The sequence below is a fragment of the Desulfovibrio sp. 1214_IL3152 genome (genome assembly GCF_036763055.1).
Taxonomy (GTDB): Bacteria; Desulfobacterota; Desulfovibrionia; order Desulfovibrionales; family Desulfovibrionaceae; genus Desulfovibrio.
The window spans coordinates 1-3,442 of record NZ_JBAIYW010000156.1; the positions used below are offsets into that span (position 1 = coordinate 1).

The window sequence follows — 3,442 nt, forward strand, 5'->3', positions numbered from 1 at the left end:
CCGGTACCCTTCTGCTTCCAGGGCTTGGCGCCGCCGCCGGAAACAAAGGCGCGGGTTTTGACATTGTGCGTCCCGGCGCGTTTGGCCGCCATTTGCGCGCGTGCCACGAGGTTGAGGATTTCGGGCCTCACCTCGATTTCGAACACGTCGGAAGCCAGCGTAACTTCACCGCTTTCCTGCTTGTTCTGGTCAAATACTTTCACGGTAGCCATTGCTGCTTCCTCTACTGCTTGCGGATCAGCACCAGCCCGTTCTTGGGGCCGGGCACGGAACCTTTGACCAGGATGACGTTGTCTTCAGGACGCACGTCGACGATGGTCAGGCCCATTTCCGTAACGGTTTCATTGCCCCAGTGTCCGGCCATTTTCCGGCCCTTGAACACGCGGCCGGGAAAAGTGTTGTTACCGATGGAGCCGTTGTTGCGGTGCACCTTTTCGCAGCCGTGCGTATCCTTGGAACCGGCAAAGTTCCAGCGGCGCATGCGGCCCTGGTAGCCCTTACCCACGCTCTTGCCGGTCACCTTTACGGTGTCGCCGGCAGCGAACATTTCAACGGTAAGTTCCTGTCCCAGTTCCTGCTCAGGAGCAGCCGTAAGACGGATTTCGCGCAGATGGCGGAAGAGGCCCTTGCCAGCCTTGGCAAAGTGGCCCTGCATGGCCTTGCTCACATGCTTTTCCTTGGCGTTGGTCAGCGCGATCTGCACGGCGTTATAGCCGTCGGAATCCGCGGTCTTGACCTGGGTGACGGGGCAAGGCCCTGCCTCAATCACCGTGACGGGTACGGCTGCGCCGCTACCGTCAAATATGCGGGTCATACCGAGTTTGCGACCCAAAATTCCCATTTTCTCAGCCATGACTGCCTCTCGCTAGAGCTTGATTTCCACGTCCACACCGGCGGGCAAGGAAAGCTTGCCCAGCGCGTCGACGGTCTGCTGCGTGGGTTCCAGAATATCCATAAGGCGCTTGTGGATACGCATCTCAAACTGTTCACGGGACTTTTTGTCCACGTGCACGGAACGCTGGACGGTGTACTTATGGATGTTGGTGGGCAGAGGGATTGGCCCTGCCACTCCAGCACCCGTATTGCGCGCCGTATCCACGATTTCCGCAACGGCTTTATCCAGTATGCGGTAATCGTAGGCTTTGAGCTTGATCCGAATGCGATCGCTGCTAACTGTCGTCATTTTGCCTACTCCGTTTGCAAAAACATCCCACCCGCCGACCACCGGCAGTGCGGGCTTCTTCACAGCATACGCGGGCCATGAAGTATGGCCCGAAGGCCGACCTCACCCTGGAAGGGACGGAACGGAGCAACGTAAGGGGGCTGCGCTAATGCGCGCATCATGCCTGATAATCAGGAAATCGGAAGATTTTGGACGCCTGAACGCGCCTGCATCATCCGCATGATGCTCCCCGGCGTCGCCCAGGCCAGGCCACCAAAGAAAAGGTGGCAAGGCGGTCCCGCAGGGTCACCAAATGAGGGGTATACCCCTCTACCTTACAGCCCCGGGTCACGCGCGCCTCCGGGGCAGCGGTGGGATCCGTCTTGGGCTGGAACGGCTCGACATTGTCCGGCATCTGGTAACGCCTGCACATGTCAAATCCTGTGCGGCCGTGATGACCGCGCCAGGTGCAGCAGAGCAGGCTCAACCTGCCCTTCCCTGCCGTCCAGGGAAATGCCCACAGAAGACACCTGTCTTGATGGGCAAGCGTTGTTCTAGCCAACCAACGCCGCGGCGTCAAGGCTTTTTGCCATATTTTTTGTTTTTGCCTCTAACGGGCTCGCTTGGCAACACACTAAAAAACTACGCATGAGCCAATACAATTCAGGAATACCGGCTCGCCCGCATCGGAAGAAAAAACTTTCGCTGTTTTCACGGCCGATCCCGGCCGTTTTGTTCTTTTGAATCCCAAAGGAGAGGTCATGGCGTCCGGCCCGGCCCTGAAAGCCCGGCAGACATCCTATCAGGATACTGTCATCAACTATATAACCAAAGAGGGCGGGACGTCATCGTTCTCACGGACGATCAGGCATTCAGCACCCAACTGCGCCTCACCCTGGCGAAGGAACCGGGCCTTTCCGTCCCGGCCAGTTTACCGCTCTCAGCGCCGCCCGCCGCCGGACTCCGGCACGTCAAAAGCGGCACGACCTGTAAAAGGCCGGGCCGCTTTTATATCATTACACCGGAGCTTCGCGCTCCCGCCGGTGGCGCATGTACATGCCGTCAACGGCATGAGGGCTGCCCCTCGCGCGCAACGCCATCCTTATTCTTCTTTCTGCCCCAGCAGGGCGCGGGCGTAGTCCTCGCCATTGAAGGGACGCAGGTCTTCCATCTTTTCGCCAAGGCCCACAAACGTGATGGGCAGATGGTACTGCATGGCTACCGCTACGGCAACGCCGCCCTTGGCCGTGCCGTCCAGCTTGGTCAGGATGAGTTCGTCCACCCCGGCCGCCTCTTTAAACAGCTTTGTCTGCGACAGGGCATTCTGCCCCGTGGTGGCGTCAATGACCAGAATGCTGCGATGGGGCGCGCCGGGATGTTTTTTGCCCAGCACCTGACGGATCTTGGTCAGTTCTTCCATAAGATTGACCTTGGTCTGCAAACGGCCCGCCGTATCCACAAAAAGAATGTCCACCCCTTCCCTGACGGCGCGATCCATAGCTTCATAGGCCACAGACGCAGGGTCCGCTCCGGCGGACTTGGCATGAAAAAGCGCTCCCACACGCCCGGCCCACACCTGAAGCTGCTCTATGGCAGCAGCGCGGAAGGTGTCGGCGGCGGCAATCATGACCTTTTTGCCCTGCATGCGGGCGCGGTGGGCCAGCTTTGCTATGGTGGTGGTTTTTCCCACGCCGTTTACGCCGATCATCAGCACCACCTCAGGCGGGTTGACGGCGGCAATGCGGCGCGGCGCGCGAAAAATTTCCTCCACTTCGGCCATGAGCAAAGCGCGCATGCCGGAGGCTTCGGTCACTTTTTCCTTGCGGGCGCGCTCCTTAAGGCGCTCCACAAGCTCCAGAGACGGCTCGTAGCCCAGGTCGGCCATGATAAAAAGCTCTTCCAGCTCTTCCCAGAAGGCATCGTCAAGTTCGCCATGTCCGGAGAAAAGAGCGTCCAGCCCGCGTGCGAACTGTTCGCGCGTGCGGGCCAGCCCTTCGGTGATCTTGATGAAAAGACGGCTGCGCTCGTCTTCTTCGTCTTCCAGATCAAGGGCAAGGGCAAGGCGGTACTGCAATTCCGAACGGAATTCGTCCACCTGCCGGTAATCCATGCGCTGCGTCCAGTCGCGGAAATCGTCCACAAAAGCCTGCGCCTCGTGGGGCGGAGCTTCCAGCGCGCCAAGCAGAAAAGAAAGGCGCTGCCACAAAAGATCACCGGTTTCGTCCACGCCCTCCAGCACGATGCCCAGCCAGACAGAAAGGCGCGGCGCGGCCTCACGCA

General features: G+C 59.5%; 4 protein-coding genes. All 4 read right to left on the reverse strand.

Going from position 1 to position 3,442, the window contains the following annotated elements; genetic code table 11:
• Positions 1–212: 50S ribosomal protein L4 (gene rplD / locus V6C07_RS03170; RefSeq protein WP_333534927.1), on the reverse strand; the 212-nt coding region annotated here is incomplete at its 3' end.
• Positions 213–223: 11 nt separating this feature from the next.
• Positions 224–853, reverse strand: coding sequence for a 50S ribosomal protein L3 (gene rplC / locus V6C07_RS03175; RefSeq protein WP_333534928.1), 630 nt, complete (start codon positions 851–853; stop codon positions 224–226).
• 12 nt (positions 854–865) lie between these two features.
• Complete coding sequence (rpsJ, locus tag V6C07_RS03180; RefSeq protein WP_022658146.1) at positions 866–1,183, reverse strand: 30S ribosomal protein S10; 318 nt, start codon at positions 1,181–1,183, stop codon at positions 866–868.
• A 1,081-nt stretch (positions 1,184–2,264) separates the two neighbouring features.
• On the reverse strand, positions 2,265–3,442 hold a 1,178-nt coding region (gene ftsY / locus V6C07_RS03185), incomplete at its 5' end, for a signal recognition particle-docking protein FtsY (protein ID WP_333534929.1).